The organism is Bradyrhizobium sp. 40 (assembly GCF_023100925.1).
Classification (GTDB): Bacteria; Pseudomonadota; Alphaproteobacteria; order Rhizobiales; family Xanthobacteraceae; genus Bradyrhizobium.
This window is the reverse complement of record NZ_CP064688.1, coordinates 3,891,734-3,908,397: the sequence shown is the minus strand read 5'-3', so window position 1 is coordinate 3,908,397 and position 16,664 is coordinate 3,891,734. Positions and strand designations below refer to the sequence as shown.

Genomic DNA, 16,664 nt, shown 5'->3' with positions numbered 1-16,664 from the left:
TGTTCGCGAGCACCGACGGCTACCTTACGGGATAGTGCACTGACGCCGCAGGTGCCAACGAAACGCATCACGCTTAACGTTTGTGAATGCCGCGTTGGCCGAACGCCTGCAATTTTCCAGTATTGGCGGCACTTCAGATCATCGGTGGAGTCAGGCTCTCCCGTCTCGCGGGACGGAGCGTGCATGCCTCGATCGGCGTCCGCCCGCCAACACGACTAGCCGTATTCATTATGAGTTTGAGGACAGGTGATGTTGCTTCTGGAGGAGTTCAACGAACGAACGCTGTCGCACATGGACAGGGCGCTGGAGCGCGTCAGCGAGATGATGCCTGAGGTGATGGAAGCCTACACCGCGCGCCGGTATGTCGCCGAACGGATCATCCACTGCGCCAAGCACGAGACACGCGAGATCGACGGCCTCGTCGCGGCCGGCCGGCGTGCGGTCGCTGAGCTGGCTGTGAGGGTCGTCGAAAGCGATTAGCTGTCTGGCGGCGACCTGCCGCAGAGGGCCCGCGCTCGCCAGCGATGATGGGGGTGAATTGGCGCTTCGTGAGAGGGCGGCGATGGGCGGCCTCCCTGTCAGCCGCCGCCCATCTCTCGTGTTTCGAAATGCAGCGCCGTTTACTTCTCGAGCCCGGCCTTCTGCCGCATCGTGTCGATCAGCTCTGACGCCTCTGCCTTGGTCAGATCCTCCTTGGGGAGGGGCTTGTGGGCCTGCTCGGCGAGGGTCTTGAGGTAGGATTCCTGGGCGCCGGTCATCGGGTCGTCCCCGGAGACCCAATCCTTCGGATCCTTTTGGGTGTTGCCTGCGGTGTTGCCAGCCATCTTGTTGTCAGTCACGGCGATCTCTCCTTTTCAGGCTCAATGCCGACTGATGCTTTTTGTTCCTTATTTGTTCATGGCCAGCCCCTGACGCAGCCAGGGGCGCACTTTGCCCGGATCAGCGTCGGGAGATGATCACGGAACGGCCGGCAGCGATCGGCGTCTGCGCATCAGACTTAGCTTGCGCCCCCAATCGAGGATCGGTGCCTCAACGGCGACGTGCAAAGCGGCGGCGAGACCGATGGAGAGCAGGATGCCCGCGATGGTTGTCCCGACGGTCGACAGAAGCCACAGTCCGTCGAAGCTGGCGATCCATTTCACCACCAGATAATGGACGATATACAACGCGTACGAGATCTTGCCGAGCCATTGCAGGACCGGTGAGAAGGATCGCCCCTCGATCTCGACAGCGACCACGGTATGGATCAGCAATCCCGCGCCGAGGCCATAGGTCAGGACGCGCGCGAATTGCGGGTCGGCCGCGCCGCGTACGAAAATCCAGTACCACCCGGCCACGAACAGGCCCGCGGAAACGGCGGGGAAGTGGCGCGAAAAGCGCAATCGTCCGCTTCTCTGGAGATAGGCGATGACAACGCCGGCACCGAATTCCAGCACCAGCGGATGAAAGTAGATCCCGGCCTCCAGGCCGAAGACGAGAGCAAGAATGACCAGGGCGAATCCAGCGAACAAGATCTCGAACAGCCGGTCCGGCTTGATCGCCAGGACGATGGCGACGGCGACGTAGAAGTGCAGTTCGAAAGCCAGCGACCAGGCTGGGCCAAGGTACCAGTTCGGATAGGTCCATGCGAAGATGGTTCCGAGATCGAGAGCGGGGCGGTCGCCCGGCGCCAGCGCGATCCAGGAGGAGCTGACAAACGCCGCCAGCAACACCAGCCAATAGAGCGGGAAAATTCTGAGGGCCCGTCTGAAAGCGAAATCCAGCGGGTTGTGTTGTGCCGTCGCGGTGGTCGCGATGATGAAGCCGGAGATCGCGAAAAAGATGTCGACGCCGCTCGCAAGTATCGTCAGCGCACCCTCGGCAAGCTCCGGCCCGACCATGTCGGGTCGCGCACTGATCGCGTGTCCGCAGACCACCGACAGCGCAGCGACGCCGCGCATCGCCTGTACACCCGCGAAGATTCGCACCAAGCCTCGCCACGTTCATTCCAGAATAGTGCAATTTAGGCGAGAAACCCATTAAGGAACAGTTGCGCGGATGCGATAGAATGGGTGTCGGATGCGTTAGGGTGAGGCATGCATCTGAGGCGGATTGATTGCTGTGCCCTTCCTCCAAGGCACGACCACAGGAGCACTCCCTAGCGCTTTGCTTCCTGCTTGCCCCGCCTGATTTCCTCTGCCTCGTCCACCAGCTTCAAGGCGGCGCCGTCGTAGCTCAGCTTCAGCCCACGACCGACGGTCCATATCCATCCCTCCGGGGCATCCCCGGTTGGCTGGGCGTTGAACTGGTCGGATATCGATTTGACGGCAGCGTCTTGGGGGCCCGGATTGCTCAACTCCGCGTTGACGCGCCAGATGGGATGTTTGGGGTCCGGATTCTTGGGGTCGACGTCGTCGGCAAAGATCGTGACCTTGGCGCCGTCGACTGCGCATTCGAGGACGTAGGAATCGCGAAGCTGACGGCAGCGGTAGCGACGTTGCGTGATGAGCTTGTTGGTCTCGTCGAATGTCATGCCGGGCGAAAAGCCGAGGATGTCGGACTTCTGCACGAGTGCCAGTGACGCAGGCTTCAGAAAGCTCGGCTGGACCGCCACGAGAACGGCCGCGGCAACAACGATCACGCCGGCGACAACAATGGCAATCTTCATCAGCCCCTCGTAAGAAACGTCCGACCATACAACAGCCGGAGCGTTCTACCAGCATCGCGCTGCATGGTTCGAGACGTCCGCTATCGTTGGAGGATCGCACCACCGAAAGATCGCATGGTCACATATCGCCTGGTCATGAACGTGAAAAACCGCCCCTGACATGACCAGGGGCGGTTTTAGCAAACGGGGTTTTCGAAACGGGGTCTAGTGACCGGTGCCGGGCTTCGTCGTCTTCGGCGGCTTGCCATCTTCGATCCGGCCTTCGTTGCGCAAGTCGCGACCTTCCTGGGCTTTCTTCTGGCTCTCAGGGGACTTGCCGTGTTCGTTCATCTCTTCCTTGATGAACCCGGCGCCTTCCTTCACTTTACCTTCAACGCTCATGACGATCTCCTTGTCCTGGTAATAGGTCAACTCGCGCGAGACCTGACCGTTCCGGTGCGCGCACCTATGTGAGGAGTGCAGTATTGAGGGTGCACTTTGTAAGGGTGCACTTTGTAAGAGTGCACTTTGTAAGAGTGCACTTGCCGGGAACAGGTTAGTTGTCAGCGCGTACCGATGCGTTGATGTCGCGGGCAGAAACCGGAAAAATGCGCCGCGTCCAACATCCCCATTGCGTCCGGTTGTCACCCGGCAGTGCGTTGGACAACGCGGCTTCGGGCGACAGGTTTCCATCGAGGACCCGTTATGAAATGGCCGCGCCGCCTTTTGGAAAGCGACGCGGCCAAGAGGCAAGCGATACAGGAAACCGGCTTACTTCATGTTGCTGCGTGTCTTGGTGCCGCCTTGGTCGCTGCCGGGGCCGGAGCCGCCCTGGCCGGAGGCGTCGGGCCTCACCATTCCGCCCTTGCTCGTGCCGTCATGGCTCATGCCCGTCGTGCCCCTCGTCATCGTGCCCTTGTCCGCGTTGTTCATGCCGGGCTTCTGCATGTTGTCCGACTGCGCGGCGGGGCCGGTCTGGGTCTGGGCAAAGGCAGAGCCGCACATGAGGCCGAGGGCGGCGGTCGCAATGATGAGCTTCTTCATCTCAAACTCCTGGTTGGTTGAGTAAGCCAACGGGAGCGCAGAAGCCCTGTTCCTAAAACAGGGCGTTCCAGAGTGCAAAAATTCTCGTCTGCGCGCGAACCGCTATCGACTTCGCTTGAAAGCGCTCTAAGCCGCAATCCGCTGGTCGGCCGGACCCGTCAAGTGCTTGAGCACTTCCGCATGCTCCAGGTCTGGAACCGCGATGGCGGTGTGGCTGTAGCTCGCATGGGTTCGTGATTTTGCAATCTGGTCCAGGATCTCGCCGCCCTTGATGACGTGGAGGCCCATGCCCTCTTCGGACGGGAAGATCGCGAGCACCACGTCATAGGCCGTGATGACGGCGCGCAGCGCTTCGGCCTTGTCTTCGGCAATTTCGACGAACACGCGAACATCGGCCGCGAGTTCACGCAGCTCGTTAAAATCCAGCACTGTGGGTACTCCAACGCAACGATACTGAGAGGAGCTTGGAGGGGTTAGGTTACCGAAGTCTCAACGGCGCATGCCCGGCAACAGGTTTCTCGACCGGGCGCCCCCCGCGAGGCGATAGACAAGCGGGCATTGCCGCCTGCTCGGCAATGCGCCGGCACGGAAAGAACATCTGGAACGGGGAGGGACGAAGCGCGCCTCATACCCCTAAGGGCGTCACACGATGCGCGCGTGACTTTATGCGCGCTTTACTTGGCGTATCCCTGGGAGCGGAGCCACGCGATCTTGCGGTCGCCGTTGATCCAGTCGTCGGCATCTGCCTTGCTGGTGAAGCCCTTGATTTCGCGCTGTTCGCTGTCCGGGTAATCCGCCAGGATTTTCCAGTCGTTGTCTGCAATGCGGACGGTTTTGAAGGTCACTTTTGTTTTTGCCATGCCGCATTATGCAGGAGATGACCGGAAAAGAGAACCTGCCTTGTGACGGTCACCCGCGCGGCCCCAGGCGCAGACCTGGGGGCCAGCCTGATCGGCATTGCGCGGCCGGGTCCCCCGGAAAAGGCGAAAGCCCCGCCTGGGGGAAGCGGGGCTCTCTGACGAGGGTGAAGCTTGGGGACTTCAAAGAGTTAGACGCCTCAGGGAGAAAATGGTTCAACGCGGAAACGGCGCAAGCTGCCGCATCTTTGCCGGGGCGTCCGGGCTCCCCCAAAACCCCCTGCTTGCGTTTTGGGCGTCGATGGGTTCTAAGCCCCGTCACTTCATGAAAGTTGGCATGAATCAGAAGCGCGTTGCGCGGTTGGACCGCGTCCTGAGCAAAGCCTGCTCGCGCGCACAGAAGGAAATTCAGACATGGCGAAGATGACCAAGACTCAGTTGATCGATGCAATTGCCGAGGGTACGCAGCTGTCGAAGAACGACGTGAAGTCGGTCATCGAGTACATGGCAACCGTCGGCTACAAGGAGCTCAACGAGTCCGGCGAGTTCGTCATTCCCGGCTTCGTCAAGATGTCGGTTGTGAACAAGCCGGCGACCGAAGCCCGCATGGGCGTCAATCCCTTCACCAAGGAGCCGATGCAGTTCGCCGCGAAGCCGGCGAGCAAGTCGGTGAAGGCCTCGCCGCTGAAGGTGGCCAAGGATTCCGTCTAAGGGCTCGCCAAGGGCTCGCGTTTTCGTTGTGGACCCTCTTTTTCGCGGAGTGCTGCCGCGGAGTGCTGCAATGACCGCTTGCTTGTGCTGAACCAATAAGGAACTCTGTTAGGGAACTCTTGGGCGTCGTCAGGCTTTGCTTCCGAAAGGGAGAAATCACATGACTGGTCTCAGTGAAGTAGAGATTCGAAACCGCGCCTATCACCTCTGGAAGGAGGCCGGCGAGCCCGCGGGCACGATGGACACCTTCTGGTACGAGGCCGAAAAAGAGCTTCTCGCCGAGCGGACCAAGCAAAGCGAAGTCCCGCCCGGGATGACCGACAATCTGCCGGTCTGACTTTGCCGGTCTAAGAGGCGGACAGAGGCGAGCGTCGACAGTTCTCAAAGCAGCCACCCGGCGTAACGCCCGGGTGGCTGCTTTGCTGTTCGGGCCATCGCTTGGATGGCGGCCTCAAAGAAAAACCCCGGGCTTAGGGACCGGGGCTCTTCAAGCTGGTCGGCCGCGTCGCGACATGCCGCCAGCACCACTGAATTCGGTTTGACAACGCGAGACGAAAAAATTCGTTCCGGCGGCTACTCCGCCGACACGGACACGTCGACGATCGCCGGCGTATCGACCTGGCGCTCGCGCCAGACGACGAGATCGCATTTGGGATTGAGCCACTGATACTCGGAGCCGCGCGCCTTCAGATGCGCGAGCGCTGCATCATGTGCGGCGGTCTGATCCGGCGCCTCGACCATGATTTCCACGGTCTCCTCGATCTGACGCACCACCTCGACGGCGTAGTATTTTCTGGTCACGGTCCCTCGCTCCGGAATGACTAACGGGGAGGGCCATGGCGCGTTCCCCAAAAGAAAAACCCCGCGCTTTCGCACGGGGCCTTCCTGGCTGGCTGCGATGGGATTTCAGCGCCGCGCCGCCGGCCGCGTTCTCGAACTTAAGGTTGAAAACCCAAAAAGCAACCGCGCCGACGCGCGGAAGGCTCAAGAAGGCTCGAGACGATAGGCCCCGCGGATTTCGCAGGGAAAGGCTGGACTTTTTGTTCTTAGTTTGTTCTAGTGAAGTATCTCTTTTGGCGGCGACCATTTGGTTGGAGGTGCCCATGACTGTCGAGAAACAACGCGAAGTGATCAGGCTCTGGAATCAGCTCAGGAAGCTCGAAGGTCCGGCCGCGGAAGAACTCCGCATCCAGATCCTCGAATGCTTTTCGGAGAAGGATCTGTCGGGGAAGGAGACGGTGAAGCGCGCGGCGTGATGAGCGTCGCACTACGTCGATGATAACAGGCCAATCGCGCCTGCCTTCACCGATCGTTAGGAATCGTTTTGCGCTGATTCCTCGACTCCGATTCGTTCCTTGCGAACGAAATGGAGTCGGATGCAGAACAAGCCGTGGCTTCTGTGTCGATGCGGGACATGCCCTTCCTGACCAAGCCGGCGTGATGCTTGGCACAGTCCCGTTGGCGTCTCCTCGCTACGAGATCAGGCGAGGGAGACGCGACATGGATGCGTGCTGGTTTCTCGAGATGTTTGCAGAGATCGCAAAAGTGTTTTGGTACGACCGGCACCCGCGCTTGCGCAAAGGCAGGCCGTCGGTGCCGCAGGTGCCACCGCGATCGAAATCCGAAGACGCGATGTGAGCGCGCGATCGTTGGCGATGATGCGATCGTTTGCGCACAAACGAAGTGTTAAGACCTGCTTCGCGCCGATTTCTGCGATTCCGATTCGTTCTTCGAGAACGAAAAGCAGGTGAAGCTGGAACAAAGCCGGACGGCGGATCGCCACAAGCTCCGCAGCCTCGGCTTTCGCGCGAGCTTGAGGCGGCTCGCCGAGTTCTGAAGGCGCTTGGCGAACTCCTAACGGAAGCTTGCCGCGAAGCCGATAACCCTATTCGGTTAGGTTAAAAGCCCAATCGCGTTGCGCTTGCCGCTGCTTGGGATAAGTGTGTCTGGCGACGTCTGGAAACGACTTTGCCAACAAGCGACTTTGGCCAACAAGCAATTTTGCCAAGAACGAATTCATGACACCTTTTTCAGAACCGAGCTTTTATCAGGGCGACCGCCACACCTACCGGCGCGTCGCCATCGTCGGCACGCTCTTTTGTCTGGCGTTCGTGGTGATCAGCGTCTCGCTGCGGCCACAGCTCGAGGACACGCGTGTCGCGGTCAAGGCCGACAGGCTGATGCGCACGGCGGGCCAGCCACCTCACACGAATTAACGGTCGTCGCCGGAGATCTGATGGTCGGCGCAATTCCCTGGGCACGCGGTGCCATGTGAGGCGAGCGCCACGAAACCGGCATAACCGGACAGGTTGAGCAGGACTTCGAGCCACACGGGCATGTCGGCCTCTTTTCTCCTTGAAGGCTACGGCAACGTGCGCGCGAAGCGCATGTTCCCGGACAAGACGGACTGGCGCCTCAAAGCGGGGTGGTGGGGTCGAGCCGCCGGCCGAGGGCGCCTACGGACTCGGTCGACGGCTGTTCCTTAAGGAACTCGGCAATGGCCCGCGCCAACTCGCCGTCGCTCATCGGCGTCGGCGGCGGGCGCAGCGTGCCGACACCAAAACTGCGGACGATCTCGTCGTAATGCTGATCGCCGGATCGGGGAACCAGCCTGCGGATACGGGCCAGCAATCTGGATATCGGCACTTTATATCCTCCTAGGCGCTCCCCGCTGGCAGCAATTGTGCTGCGTTGCCAATTTGCTGTCCGTGAAACTGAAAACCCCGCCAGCATTGGTGATGCTGACGGGGTCTTGGTGCTGTTGCCTCAACCGGATGGCGGAGGCGTCCGCACTTGAACAAGCAATTCGCGGAACGCGCGCCTGTTCCATGCGTGGCGGATTTAATCCCAGCTCGGTTCCACAGCCTTGCACGCAACCATCGCACCGCGCCGGCGTTGTTTATGCGAGACACGAAGGAGGAGATTGATGATGAGGAAGACACTGGCAGTTCTGGCTACCGTTGCGGCCGTCGGCGTGACCGCGGTCGCGGCGCCTGCGCCCGCCGAGGCGCGCGGCCGCGGCATCGGTCCGGGCCTCGCCTTCGGCCTCGCCGCCGGCGCCATCACCGCGGGCGCCGTCGCCGCGTCCCACCCCTACGGCTACGGCTACGGCCCGGGGTACGGCTACTATGGCCGCCCGGCTTATGCTTACGGCCCCGGTCCGTACGCCTATTACGGCGATGGACCGTACTACCGCCGCCACCATTATTACCGTCACTGGTAACGGCTGACCAAATGAAAAGCCCGGAGCAACGCTCCGGGCTTTTTTCATGCTCGGTGATGTGGTGTCGTTACGGCCAGAGCGAGGGCCGCTCCACCTTGCGCGCGTTGTCGAGCGTCGACACGAAATACTCGTCACGCTCGCGCTTGAATTTTTCCTGGGTGGCACGGAAGGCGGCGACACGGGCGGCGATCTCTTCGCGTTCGCGGATTTTACGTTGTTCGTCCTCGGTCATTTCAAATCCCCTCTGCACGTGAGTATGTGTCCTACTGAACTCAAGCACTGCCGCCGCAATCACGTTGAGTCGCATCAACACATGCATTGGCGCTTCTGATTGGGGCGTCAATGGGGAGGAGGCATTGCAGGATTGTGATAAGCGAGGGGCGGAAAAAATTGCCGACCACGTCGTGCGCCGCGGTGGACAACCGCGTCAACAATCTTGTCGCTTGCGCATGTTGCAGCTAGCGCAAAAACAAATCGGCAAAACCGATCGGCCAAGCCAATCGGCAAAGCAAAACGGGAGGCCGCGTTGATTGCATCGGATCTTCGCAGCGGCGTCGAGCGCCTCGGCGACATGATCGCCGAAGCCAAACGGATCGTGCCGTTCACCGGCGCCGGCATCTCGACCGAGTGCGGCATCCCCGACTTCCGCTCGCCGGGCGGAATTTGGACGCGCAACCGCCCGATCCCATTCGACGAGTTCGTCGCCAGCCAAGAGGCGCGCGACGAATCCTGGCGCCGGCGCTTCGCGATGGAGGAGGTCTTTGCGGCGGCCCGGCCCGGCCGCGGCCATCGCGCGCTCGCCTCGCTCTATCGTGCGGGAAAGGTTCCCGCGATCATCACCCAGAACATCGACAATCTACACCAGGCCTCAGGCGTCGCGAGCGACCACGTGATCGAACTTCACGGCAACACCACGTATGCGCGCTGCATCGGATGCGGTCAGGCCTATCCGCTTGATTGGGTCAAGCGCCGCTTCGACGAGGAGGGCGCCGCGCCCAACTGTACCGTGTGCGACGAGCCGGTGAAGACCGCCACGATCTCCTTCGGCCAGATGATGCCGGAGGACGAAATGCAGCGCGCGACTGCGCTGTCGCAAGCTTGCGACCTCTTCATCGCGATCGGTTCCTCGCTGGTGGTATGGCCGGCCGCGGGCTTTCCGATGATGGCGAAGAGATCAGGCGCACGTCTGGTGATCGTCAATCGCGAGTCCACCGAGCAGGACGACATCGCCGACCTCGTGATCCGCCACGACATCGGCGAAACGCTCGGGCCCTTTGTCGGTAATTGAGGCAGCAATTTGATTCGCGGCTGTGCAAGCTGTTCATAGGTTCCGCCGAATCTCTTTTTTGTCTATGCGTCGCAACCGGGAGTGTTATCTTTTGAGTCGAAAGATTCGCGTCGCGTCGAGTTGAGAAGATTCTCTAAAGACGCGTGATTCGGCGCCGCCATTCAGGCGGGTTGCATGGCATGTGTGGGGTCCGGGGTTATGGGGTCGTCGGACGGATTTGAGTCCAAGAAGGTCGGAGTTCCCGCGGTGGGCGAACACGGCGGTGGCGGTCGCGACAGCGCACTCAGTCCGTTCACGGGACTTGGTGAGAGCAGCGCTAACCTCGTCGAGGTTCACGGCGTCATCAAATGGTTCGACGCCTCAAAGGGCTACGGCTTCATCGTTCCCGACAATGGCTGGCCTGACGTGCTCCTGCACGTTACCGTGCTTAGGCGCGACGGCTTCCAGACCGCCTACGAGGGCGCCCGCATCGTCGTCGAGTGCATTCAGCGCGCCAAGGGCTACCAGGCGTTCCGTGTGGTCTCGATGGACGAATCCACGGCGATCCATCCGGCGCAGATGCTGCCGCCGCGCACCCATGTCACGGTGACCGCGACCAGCGGGCTGGAACGGGCTCAGGTCAAATGGTTCAACCGGCTGCGCGGTTTCGGCTTCCTGACCTGCGGCGAGGGCACGCCCGACATCTTCGTGCACATGGAGACGCTGCGCCGCTTCGGCATGACCGAGTTGCGGCCCGGCCAGTATGTCCTGGTCCGCTTCGGACCCGGCTCGAAGGGCATGATGGCGGCCGAGATCCATCCCGAGACGGGATCGCCGGTTTCGTCCCACTAATTCCATTCCCGCGATCGTGAGCAGAGGCGCGTTGGCTGGCCGGCGCGCCTCTGGCTTTTCCGGCGACCGCCACGTAAGGACTGGTCCAGTCCCACGCCTCGAGAGCCATCCATGAATTTCGATCGAAAGGCCGTCTTCGCCGTTGCGAAGGGCTGGCTTGCCGCCATCCTCGTCATCGCCGGCTGTGCCGTCGCGAGCGCACCCGTCCGCGCCGCCAGCTTCCAGCCGCTCGAGATCGTCACCAGGAACGGCGTGCAGGTGTTCTCGGTCGAGATCGCGACCACCGAGGAGGAGAAGCAGACCGGCCTGATGTACCGCAAGGAACTGGCGGACGGCAAAGGCATGCTGTTCGACTTCAATCCCGAGCAGGAGGTGTCGATGTGGATGAAGAACACCTACGTCTCGCTCGACATGATCTTCATTCGCGCCGACGGCCGCATCCTGCGCATCGCCGAAAATACCGAGCCGATGTCGACAAAGATCATCTCATCCAGGGGGCCCGCGCGGGCCGTTCTGGAGGTGGTGGCGGGGACGGCGCAAAAATATGGTATCCGCGCCGGCGACCGCGTCGGCCACCCGCTGTTCGGCAGCAAGTAGGCGGGCAAGGGGCTATTGGTAGGGCCATTGCCCCCGTCCTGACGGTCTTTTGGGAAGCTTGCTGGCGCCTTTGGGAGGCTTGCTGGCGCTTTGGGAAGCGTGTATCGACGGGGCTCGCCGGACATTCGGGGTATAGCGCAGCCTGGTAGCGCGGCAGTTTTGGGTACTGCAGGTCGTTGGTTCGAATCCAGCTGCCCCGACCAGTCCGGAGGTGGGTCGGAACGGCACCAGAGAACAACAGCCATTCGGCGAGGCGCCAGGCGATCCAGGCGAGCGCGGTTTCCAGCCGAGCGCGGCGATCCAGGCCAAGCCGACCAGCCGCGTTCGATGCAGATGCCGGAGCTGCCAAAGCCTCCTAAACCCTCAGCGCTCATTCCCTGCGCAACGCGACTTTCGCGCGATTTTTCAAGGCATAGGGCGGGTCGGACGGCGCGGAAATCGTAAAACTTTGTCGAACCTTTAGGCGTCGCCCTAGACGTATAGGTGTTGGGGGATTTCAGCGCCCAATGCCTAACGGACGCCGCCAAGCGATGATATTCCGCTTGCGCGGCGTTACGCTTTTCCAACCATCAGTTCGTCGCGTACCAGCCGAACGGAAACGGCAGGAACGGCCAGGCCAGCTGATTGTCGTTGGCGACCTTCCGCGGCTCTTGCTCCGGCGTCTTGGCGGGCAGAGCAGGCGGCGTCGAATGCAGCGCCAAGCGCAGACATGCACATTGCAAATTCATCGTGGTGGCCCCCGCCCATCAATCGTTTTCAAAAATTCGCGTCAGCCTGGAAATCACCGCGCGTCCTCAAAACGACGCGCTCATTCTCAAATCGCACACAGTCTAGGAAAATCGGCGAGCGCTTTCAACCGGTCTTGCCACGCGCTCACAGGAAGTAAGGTTGACCGGTTAGGTTAAGGGCGAGCGGTTGTTGCGGCCGCGTTCGTGACTGTTATCAGATCGGTCCGGCTCGCGATGGGCTGCCTGAATTCGTGCTCACACGACATCACAGTTCGTCGCAGTGCTCGTATCCTGTGAGTTCTGCATCATGTCTTTCGATCGCAACGTCCGAACCACCGGTCCGCAGGCGAGCTGGACCGAGATCTGGCACCTCTGGACCGTGCTCGTGCCGCGCCGCTCGATCAACGGGCAGCTGGTTTACGGCAAGGTCTGGCGCCGCCACGACGGCCGCGACTGGATCTACAAGAAATTCACCGAGTACGATAGCGAAGCGGCGGCCTGAAGCGGCGTCGCTGTCGTCCGGCGCGGTATCGCTGCTGCCTTCAAGCGGCCTTTGCGGCCGCAGGCTTGGGCGGCGGCGGCTTCATCGGCTTGTCCTGCTTCTTCGACCAGGAGATGTAATAGGCCACCGTCGTCATGATCGCGATGCCGGCGACGCTGACGAAGATCTGCGCAAACAGCGAGCCGGAGCTCATCGACAGCTCGAAATGACCGACGAAGGACAGGAACACGCCGACGCAGAACACGGCGAGCGACTGCTGGCCGCACACGATGATGGGGTCGAACCCTTTCCATTCCAGGCCCGGCCAGTCCTTCGGCACGAAGCGGATCACCAGGATCACGATCACGACGAAGTGGATGAAGCGGTAGGGCGCGAGGTTGGTCTTGTCGTTCGGGTTGAATGCCGAGAACAGCCATTCCGGGAACATGCCGCCGAGGGTCGGGAAACGACCAGCCATGGTCATGACCAGCGCGAACAGCATGTAACCGAGACAGAGCCACAGCGTGACCGGCGCGTTGATCAGCGTCATCGAGCGCCGCGCGCCACCCATGGCGCACCAGGCGCCGAATACGAACAGCACCTGCCAGGCATACGGGTTGAAGTACCACTGGCCGGCCGGATAGGCGGTCAGGTTCAGGCCGAAATGCCGGGCGGCGAGCCACAGCACGATTGAGAGCGCCATGGTGAGGTCTGGCTTGCGCAGCATGAACCAGAGCACCGGCGGAAACAGTCCCATCAGCACGATGTAGAGTGGCAGCACGTCGAGATTGAGTGGCTTGAAGCGCAGGAACAGGCCCTGGCGCAGCGTCTCGGTGGCGTTGTCGACCAGGCCGGCGACGTTGAACTCGTTGATCATCTCTGAATCGCCGAAGCGCAGCGCCAGATAACTGATCGAGGCGATGTAGATCACGAACAGGATGATGTGGGCGACGTAGAGCTGCCAGACCCGCTTGGTTAGCCTGGTGGCGCCGACCAGGAAGCCGCGCTCGAGCATCATCCGCGCATACACGAAGGATGCGGTGTAGCCGGAGATGAAGACGAACAGATCGGCGGCGTCGGAAAAGCCGTAATTGCGGGTGGTGATCCAGTTCACCACGTTGTCGGGGATATGGTCGAGGAAGATCGCCCAGTTCGCAATGCCGCGAAACAGGTCGAGCCTGAGGTCACGGCCCTTCTCGGGGAGCGTGGCGTTGATGTTCAGGAAGGACATGCGACGGGAGCTTTCGGAGGGGACGGACAGGGAGATGTCAACGAAGCAGGGCCGCCGGGCGAGACCCCGGCGCGGAAGGCGGGTACGCAATTGTCACGATGCAGCATAATGATTATACCCATCGGCGAGCCATCCCGGGGGCCGGAATCACCGATCAGTTCCCAAAAGGTGTCTCTATACTATGCCCGCGGTTTCAACCAACTGCTACCGTGACGCATCGAAATCGGACGAAAAGACGAACAAGAGGCCCGGACCATCCATGACCGCACGCATTTTCAAGCCCGCCAAGAACGCGATGCAATCCGGCCGGTCGAAGACCAAGGAATGGCAGCTCGACTACGAGCCCGAGCAGCCGCGCGTGGTCGAGCCGCTGATGGGCTGGACCTCGTCCGGCGACATGAAGCAGCAGATCACGCTGCACTTCCACAGCAAGGAAGAGGCGGTCGCCTATTGCGAGCGCAAGGGCATCGCCTACCAGGTGATCGAGCCGAAGGAATCGGTGCGCCGTCCGGTCGCCTATGCGGACAACTTCTCGTTCCGCCGCGGCGAGCCCTGGACGCATTGAAGGCGGGCCACGCGTCGAGACTCTCGTCGCGCCCGGGCTTGCAGTCTTCGCTGAAGCTTCGCCGGCCCAACACCGAATGCCCGGCAAGCCTTGGCGGAGCCGGGTCCCGGGCATCTACGTTTTAGCCTCCGCGTGAAAAGGCGCGGACGGCCGGGACAAGCTCGGTCAATCACGCGGGTTCTTCCCATGGTCCTGCCCTTGGCAGCCATTCCGCCCCGTGCTTCGCTGCCGCGCAAGACAGGCTCATGGCGAGGTGGGGTATGGCGGGGCGTGACCAGCTCGACGGCGTCGATCTGAAAATACTCTCCGAATTGCAGCAGGACGGGCGGGTTCGCAACAACGAGCTGGCGCTGCGCGTCGGGGTGTCCGGGCCCAACTGCGTGAGGCGGCTGAGATCGCTGTTCAGTCGCGGCGTGATCCGGGCGGTGCGCGCCGTCATCGACGAGCGGCTGCTCGGCTACGAGGTGGTGTCGTTCGTCTCGATCCAGCTCGGCAGCCAGGCCCAGCCGGTGCTGGCGGCGTTCGAGAGCTCGATCGCCGCGATCCCGCGCATCCAGCAGTGCTGGCGGATTTCGGGCGACACCGACTATCTTCTCAAATGCGTGGCGCCGAGCGTCGAGAGCATGCGCCAGCAGCTCCTGCATTTCGCCGCGATGCCGAACGTGAAGAACGTCCGGAGCTTCCCGGTGCTGGGTGTGGCGAAGGACGTGCCGCTGCCGTTGCAGGAGATCGCGGCGGCAGGATAGTTCGGCGGGGACGGGTGCCAAAGCGTGGCGGGCACAACGACATCCAAAACTCCGAAGGCGCGGGAGTGATCCCCTTGCCGGGATACAGGTTCGGATAAGACGGATAAAACATAAGTAACTCACCTAACTGTGACATGTGATTTGGGAAGTTCTGCAATGCGCCGAGCCGTGATTGCCGGTTCCTGGCGCCGGCCTACATGCGAGCTGTGAACCTCAGCCTGCGTCGCATGCCGAGGCCTCTTTTGTGGGACCCTGAAGCAGGAAAAGACAACATGACCCCGACCTCGAAGACGTTCGTCGCATCCGCTGCGACGCTGTTTGCATCTGCGTTTCTCATGATGACCGCGCCGGCTGCCCAGGCAGAAGACTACTGCATCACCAATGGCGCCCAGGCCGCACACGGCTGCGGCTATCCGACGATGGAGGCCTGCCGGGCCGCGGCCGGCGGCATCGGCGGCTCGTGCTCGCAGAGCGGCGGCGCGAAGACTTCGACCGACGCGCTGGCCTTCCAGCCGAAGCAGACGCAGTCGCGCACCAAGCTTCGCCCGGGTGGGCAGACCAACTCGAACTGATCGAGACCGGTTTCGAAATGTTGCGGCCTCCGAGTTGGATCTCGGAGGCCGCGACAGCATGACAGCCCGCGCGTCAGCGATACCGGCCGCGAAACTCGCGCGGTGAGGCGCCGGCCCAGGTGCGGAAGGCGCGGGAAAAGCTCTTCTCGCTGCGGAAGCCCGCGACCTCCGCGATCCGCTTGATCGGGTTACGACCGCGCATCAGCTCCTGCTTGGCGAGCTCGAATTTTGCCTCTTCCTTGAGATCGCGCAGCGAGGTCGCTTCATCGCGCAGGCGCCGATGCATGGTGCGGGTGGAGAGCGCCAGCTCGCTCGCGACATCCTCGGCTCCGAGGCTGCGTCCGCGCGCATTGCGGAGCACGCGGCGAACGCGCTCGACCAGGAGCCGGTCGCGCCGATAGGGTAGTACGGTCAGCCGCAGCGCGCCCTTGAGCATGTTGTCGAGGTCCGCCGCGCTACGGGTGAGCGGCAGCGGCAGATAATGCTTGTCGAAGGTGATGGAAGCTCGGTCCGCATCGAAGCGGATGTTTCGGCAAAAGATGGTCGGATAGACCGAGACGTGGCCGGGCTCGGGGTGCGGAAATTCCGCGGCGCGAAGCGCGATCCTGGAATCCACGGCCCAGCAGGAAAAGCCGAGAACATAGCGGAGCAGGGTGACCAGGCAGAATTCGCGTAAAGGCCCGAGGTCACGCAGCTCGCGGATGGACACCACGGCGGTCTCCTCGCCGACGGCGAGATCGAGCAGCACGTCCTCGGTCAGCAGGCGGTGGTGCCGGCACCAGCGCTTGAGCGCGACCTCCAGCGTCGGGGCGGTGATCGAGGCGCGGCACAGCATGCCGTAGGTGCCGAAGGGCAGCCGCCGCGAGAACCAGCCGAGCGCCTCGTCGTCGAGTTCGCGCATGGCATGACCGGCCAGCGCCTCGAACTGGCCGGCCGTGACCCGCCCATCCGGAGAATTGACAAGGTCTGGCGTTACCTGACCCCGGCTCAGCGCCTCGGTCGGATCGCGGCCGTAGCGTTCGTAAGCGGCAACGACGCCGCGGACGAAGGCGGCAGGGGTCACGGCACGGCGCGGGATCGCGGTTGCGACTTGAAAAGGCATCGGACATCCTCTGGAAGAATCCTCGCCAAGTTTGGCGGAAAATGCAACCTTTTCGACCGCAG

General features: G+C 62.0%; 27 protein-coding genes and 1 tRNA gene. 14 read left to right on the top strand and 14 right to left on the bottom strand.

The window, feature by feature from the left end:
- The first annotated feature begins 249 nt into the window (after positions 1-249).
- Positions 250-480 carry a hypothetical protein gene (locus tag IVB40_RS19020; protein ID WP_027569924.1) on the top strand — a complete coding sequence of 77 codons (231 nt, stop codon included), beginning with the start codon at positions 250-252 and terminating at the stop codon, positions 478-480.
- A 140-nt stretch (positions 481-620) separates the two neighbouring features.
- On the opposite strand, the gene IVB40_RS19015 is transcribed toward IVB40_RS19020, so the two are convergent.
- The 7 genes from IVB40_RS19015 to IVB40_RS18985 all read right to left on the bottom strand — a co-directional run bounded on the left by IVB40_RS19015 (position 621) and on the right by IVB40_RS18985 (position 4,530).
- On the bottom strand, positions 621-824 hold the full coding sequence (locus IVB40_RS19015) for a DUF3072 domain-containing protein (protein WP_051462968.1): 204 nt from the start codon (positions 822-824) through the stop codon (positions 621-623).
- 132 nt (positions 825-956) lie between these two features.
- Positions 957-1,967: an acyltransferase gene (locus tag IVB40_RS19010; RefSeq protein WP_247815962.1), complete on the bottom strand. Its 1,011-nt coding sequence runs from the start codon at positions 1,965-1,967 to the stop codon at positions 957-959.
- A gap of 170 nt (positions 1,968-2,137) precedes the next feature.
- Complete coding sequence (locus tag IVB40_RS19005) at positions 2,138-2,647, bottom strand: hypothetical protein (RefSeq protein ID WP_247815960.1); 510 nt, start codon at positions 2,645-2,647, stop codon at positions 2,138-2,140.
- A gap of 204 nt (positions 2,648-2,851) precedes the next feature.
- Positions 2,852-3,058 (bottom strand): hypothetical protein, encoded by a 207-nt coding sequence (locus IVB40_RS19000; protein WP_035962874.1) that lies wholly within the window; start codon positions 3,056-3,058, stop codon positions 2,852-2,854.
- Between the two features lie 339 nt (positions 3,059-3,397).
- Complete coding sequence (locus IVB40_RS18995) at positions 3,398-3,670, bottom strand: hypothetical protein (protein ID WP_247815958.1); 273 nt, start codon at positions 3,668-3,670, stop codon at positions 3,398-3,400.
- A 126-nt stretch (positions 3,671-3,796) separates the two neighbouring features.
- Positions 3,797-4,099 (bottom strand): hypothetical protein, encoded by a 303-nt coding sequence (locus IVB40_RS18990; protein WP_247815957.1) that lies wholly within the window; start codon positions 4,097-4,099, stop codon positions 3,797-3,799.
- Positions 4,100-4,344: 245 nt separating this feature from the next.
- Positions 4,345-4,530 carry a hypothetical protein gene (locus IVB40_RS18985; protein ID WP_007591378.1) on the bottom strand — a complete coding sequence of 62 codons (186 nt, stop codon included), beginning with the start codon at positions 4,528-4,530 and terminating at the stop codon, positions 4,345-4,347.
- 411 nt (positions 4,531-4,941) lie between these two features.
- Here IVB40_RS18985 and IVB40_RS18980 point away from each other — a divergent pair, with 411 nt between their 5' ends.
- Entirely contained in the window at positions 4,942-5,238 is a 297-nt protein-coding gene (locus IVB40_RS18980; RefSeq protein WP_007591377.1) for an HU family DNA-binding protein, read from the top strand.
- A 160-nt stretch (positions 5,239-5,398) separates the two neighbouring features.
- Complete coding sequence (locus IVB40_RS18975) at positions 5,399-5,575, top strand: DUF2934 domain-containing protein (RefSeq protein WP_084462276.1); 177 nt, start codon at positions 5,399-5,401, stop codon at positions 5,573-5,575.
- A gap of 236 nt (positions 5,576-5,811) precedes the next feature.
- Here the strand turns inward: IVB40_RS18975 and IVB40_RS18970 are convergent, their stop codons facing one another.
- On the bottom strand, positions 5,812-6,039 hold the full coding sequence (locus IVB40_RS18970) for a hypothetical protein (RefSeq protein ID WP_247286144.1): 228 nt from the start codon (positions 6,037-6,039) through the stop codon (positions 5,812-5,814).
- A 302-nt stretch (positions 6,040-6,341) separates the two neighbouring features.
- On the opposite strand from IVB40_RS18970, the gene IVB40_RS18965 reads away from it, so the two are divergent.
- Entirely contained in the window at positions 6,342-6,494 is a 153-nt protein-coding gene (locus tag IVB40_RS18965; RefSeq protein ID WP_197031199.1) for a hypothetical protein, read from the top strand.
- A 762-nt stretch (positions 6,495-7,256) separates the two neighbouring features.
- Positions 7,257-7,454 (top strand): hypothetical protein, encoded by a 198-nt coding sequence (locus tag IVB40_RS18960; protein ID WP_085353591.1) that lies wholly within the window; start codon positions 7,257-7,259, stop codon positions 7,452-7,454.
- Here IVB40_RS18960 and IVB40_RS35785 read toward each other — a convergent pair.
- Both IVB40_RS35785 and IVB40_RS18955 read right to left on the bottom strand, forming a co-directional pair.
- Positions 7,451-7,576, bottom strand: coding sequence for a hypothetical protein (locus tag IVB40_RS35785; RefSeq protein ID WP_106943514.1), 126 nt, complete (start codon positions 7,574-7,576; stop codon positions 7,451-7,453). The two genes, IVB40_RS18960 and IVB40_RS35785, sit on opposite strands and share 4 nt — an antisense overlap.
- A gap of 77 nt (positions 7,577-7,653) precedes the next feature.
- Complete coding sequence (locus IVB40_RS18955; RefSeq protein ID WP_247815955.1) at positions 7,654-7,869, bottom strand: hypothetical protein; 216 nt, start codon at positions 7,867-7,869, stop codon at positions 7,654-7,656.
- Positions 7,870-8,167: 298 nt separating this feature from the next.
- On the opposite strand from IVB40_RS18955, the gene IVB40_RS18950 reads away from it, so the two are divergent.
- Positions 8,168-8,461, top strand: coding sequence for a hypothetical protein (locus tag IVB40_RS18950; protein ID WP_035975008.1), 294 nt, complete (start codon positions 8,168-8,170; stop codon positions 8,459-8,461).
- Between the two features lie 67 nt (positions 8,462-8,528).
- On the opposite strand, the gene IVB40_RS18945 is transcribed toward IVB40_RS18950, so the two are convergent.
- Positions 8,529-8,693 (bottom strand): hypothetical protein, encoded by a 165-nt coding sequence (locus tag IVB40_RS18945; RefSeq protein ID WP_007610153.1) that lies wholly within the window; start codon positions 8,691-8,693, stop codon positions 8,529-8,531.
- A 294-nt stretch (positions 8,694-8,987) separates the two neighbouring features.
- Here IVB40_RS18945 and IVB40_RS18940 point away from each other — a divergent pair, with 294 nt between their 5' ends.
- The 4 genes from IVB40_RS18940 to IVB40_RS18925 all read left to right on the top strand — a co-directional run bounded on the left by IVB40_RS18940 (position 8,988) and on the right by IVB40_RS18925 (position 11,380).
- Positions 8,988-9,749, top strand: coding sequence for an NAD-dependent protein deacetylase (locus tag IVB40_RS18940; RefSeq protein WP_247815954.1), 762 nt, complete (start codon positions 8,988-8,990; stop codon positions 9,747-9,749).
- Positions 9,750-9,947: 198 nt separating this feature from the next.
- Positions 9,948-10,580: a cold-shock protein gene (locus tag IVB40_RS18935; RefSeq protein ID WP_018457757.1), complete on the top strand. Its 633-nt coding sequence runs from the start codon at positions 9,948-9,950 to the stop codon at positions 10,578-10,580.
- 111 nt (positions 10,581-10,691) lie between these two features.
- Positions 10,692-11,177 (top strand): DUF192 domain-containing protein, encoded by a 486-nt coding sequence (locus IVB40_RS18930; RefSeq protein WP_027517796.1) that lies wholly within the window; start codon positions 10,692-10,694, stop codon positions 11,175-11,177.
- Between the two features lie 126 nt (positions 11,178-11,303).
- Positions 11,304-11,380 (top strand) — tRNA-Pro (locus tag IVB40_RS18925).
- Positions 11,381-11,746: 366 nt separating this feature from the next.
- On the opposite strand, the gene IVB40_RS18920 is transcribed toward IVB40_RS18925, so the two are convergent.
- Positions 11,747-11,905, bottom strand: coding sequence for a hypothetical protein (locus IVB40_RS18920; RefSeq protein WP_018457759.1), 159 nt, complete (start codon positions 11,903-11,905; stop codon positions 11,747-11,749).
- 307 nt (positions 11,906-12,212) lie between these two features.
- Between IVB40_RS18920 and IVB40_RS18915 the strand changes: the two genes are divergently transcribed.
- The gene (locus IVB40_RS18915; protein WP_027569933.1) at positions 12,213-12,407 is read left to right on the top strand and encodes a hypothetical protein; all 195 of its coding nucleotides are present in this window, start codon (positions 12,213-12,215) and stop codon (positions 12,405-12,407) included.
- Between the two features lie 40 nt (positions 12,408-12,447).
- Here IVB40_RS18915 and IVB40_RS18910 read toward each other — a convergent pair whose 3' ends face one another.
- Positions 12,448-13,617: an OpgC domain-containing protein gene (locus tag IVB40_RS18910; protein ID WP_247815952.1), complete on the bottom strand. Its 1,170-nt coding sequence runs from the start codon at positions 13,615-13,617 to the stop codon at positions 12,448-12,450.
- A gap of 259 nt (positions 13,618-13,876) precedes the next feature.
- On the opposite strand from IVB40_RS18910, the gene IVB40_RS18905 reads away from it, so the two are divergent.
- The 3 genes from IVB40_RS18905 to IVB40_RS18895 all read left to right on the top strand — a co-directional run bounded on the left by IVB40_RS18905 (position 13,877) and on the right by IVB40_RS18895 (position 15,500).
- Positions 13,877-14,182 carry an ETC complex I subunit gene (locus IVB40_RS18905; RefSeq protein WP_247815950.1) on the top strand — a complete coding sequence of 102 codons (306 nt, stop codon included), beginning with the start codon at positions 13,877-13,879 and terminating at the stop codon, positions 14,180-14,182.
- A gap of 260 nt (positions 14,183-14,442) precedes the next feature.
- A complete protein-coding gene (locus tag IVB40_RS18900; RefSeq protein ID WP_247286141.1) occupies positions 14,443-14,928 on the top strand; it encodes an Lrp/AsnC family transcriptional regulator in 486 nt (161 codons plus the stop codon).
- A 272-nt stretch (positions 14,929-15,200) separates the two neighbouring features.
- The gene (locus IVB40_RS18895) at positions 15,201-15,500 is read left to right on the top strand and encodes a DUF3551 domain-containing protein (protein ID WP_027569935.1); all 300 of its coding nucleotides are present in this window, start codon (positions 15,201-15,203) and stop codon (positions 15,498-15,500) included.
- Positions 15,501-15,573: 73 nt separating this feature from the next.
- On the opposite strand, the gene IVB40_RS18890 is transcribed toward IVB40_RS18895, so the two are convergent.
- Positions 15,574-16,602, bottom strand: coding sequence for an AraC family transcriptional regulator (locus IVB40_RS18890; RefSeq protein ID WP_247815949.1), 1,029 nt, complete (start codon positions 16,600-16,602; stop codon positions 15,574-15,576).
- Between the last annotated feature and the right edge of the window lie 62 nt (positions 16,603-16,664).